The sequence below is a fragment of the Streptomyces sp. NPDC005496 genome (assembly GCF_042872045.1).
Taxonomy (GTDB): Bacteria; Actinomycetota; Actinomycetes; order Streptomycetales; family Streptomycetaceae; genus Streptomyces.
Window position 1 is genome coordinate 1 of record NZ_JBIAJQ010000024.1, and the last position, 1,851, is coordinate 1,851.

Consider the following 1,851-nt stretch of genomic DNA (forward strand, 5'->3'; position numbering starts at 1 on the left):
ACACAGTGGACGCGAGCAACTGAGGACAAGCCCTCGGCCTATTAGTACCAGTCACCTCCAGCGGTTGCCCGCCTTCCAGATCTGGCCTATCAACCCAGTCGTCTACTGGGAGCCTTAACCCCTCAAAGGGGGTGGGAATACTCATCTCGAAGCAGGCTTCCCGCTTAGATGCTTTCAGCGGTTATCCCTCCCGAACGTAGCCAACCAGCCATGCCCTTGGCAGGACAACTGGCACACCAGAGGTTCGTCCGTCCCGGTCCTCTCGTACTAGGGACAGCCCTTCTCAATATTCCTACGCGCACAGCGGATAGGGACCGAACTGTCTCACGACGTTCTAAACCCAGCTCGCGTACCGCTTTAATGGGCGAACAGCCCAACCCTTGGGACCGACTCCAGCCCCAGGATGCGACGAGCCGACATCGAGGTGCCAAACCATCCCGTCGATATGGACTCTTGGGGAAGATCAGCCTGTTATCCCCGGGGTACCTTTTATCCGTTGAGCGACGGCGCTTCCACAAGCCACCGCCGGATCACTAGTCCCGACTTTCGTCCCTGCTCGACCCGTCGGTCTCACAGTCAAGCTCCCTTGTGCACTTACACTCAACACCTGATTACCAACCAGGCTGAGGGAACCTTTGGGCGCCTCCGTTACTCTTTGGGAGGCAACCGCCCCAGTTAAACTACCCATCAGACACTGTCCCTGATCCGGATCACGGACCCAGGTTAGACATCCAGCACGACCAGAGTGGTATTTCAACGGCGACTCCACAACAGCTGGCGCTGCCGCTTCAAAGTCTCCCACCTATCCTACACAAGCCGAACCGAACACCAATATCAAACTGTAGTAAAGGTCCCGGGGTCTTTCCGTCCTGCTGCGCGAAACGAGCATCTTTACTCGTAGTGCAATTTCACCGGGCCTATGGTTGAGACAGTCGAGAAGTCGTTACGCCATTCGTGCAGGTCGGAACTTACCCGACAAGGAATTTCGCTACCTTAGGATGGTTATAGTTACCACCGCCGTTTACTGGCGCTTAAGTTCTCAGCTTCGCACACCCGAAAGTGCACTAACCGGTCCCCTTAACGTTCCAGCACCGGGCAGGCGTCAGTCCGTATACATCGCCTTACGGCTTCGCACGGACCTGTGTTTTTAGTAAACAGTCGCTTCTCGCTGGTCTCTGCGGCCACCCCCAGCTCACCGAGTAAATCGGATCACCAGTGATGGCCCCCCTTCTCCCGAAGTTACGGGGGCATTTTGCCGAGTTCCTTAACCATAGTTCACCCGAACGCCTCGGTATTCTCTACCTGACCACCTGAGTCGGTTTAGGGTACGGGCCGCCATGAAACTCGCTAGAGGCTTTTCTCGACAGCATAGGATCATCCACTTCACCACAATCGGCTCGGCATCAGGTCTCAGACTATTGCCAGGCGGATTTACCTACCTGACGTCCTACACCCTTACCCCGGGACAACCACCGCCCGGGATGGACTACCTTCCTGCGTCACCCCATCACTCACCTACTACCACCTTGGGTCGGCGGCTCCACCACTTTCCTTTCCCCGAAGGGTCCGGAACGGCTTCACGGCCTTAGCATTAATGGGCTCGATGTTTGACGCTTCACAGCGGGTACCGGAATATCAACCGGTTATCCATCGACTACGCCTGTCGGCCTCGCCTTAGGTCCCGACTTACCCTGGGCAGATCAGCTTGACCCAGGAACCCTTAGTCAATCGGCGCACACGTTTCTCACGTGTGTATCGCTACTCATGCCTGCATTCTCACTCGTGAACCGTCCACCACTAGCTTCCGCTGCGGCTTCACCCGGCACACGACGCTCCCCTACCCATCCCAGC

At 56.8% G+C, this 1,851-nt stretch carries 1 rRNA gene; it reads right to left on the minus strand.

Annotation, left to right across the window (positions count from 1 at the left end):
* Window positions 1-21: 21 nt before the first annotated feature.
* Window positions 22-1,851 (minus strand): 23S ribosomal RNA (locus ACFYQQ_RS39510); the annotation flags it as partial.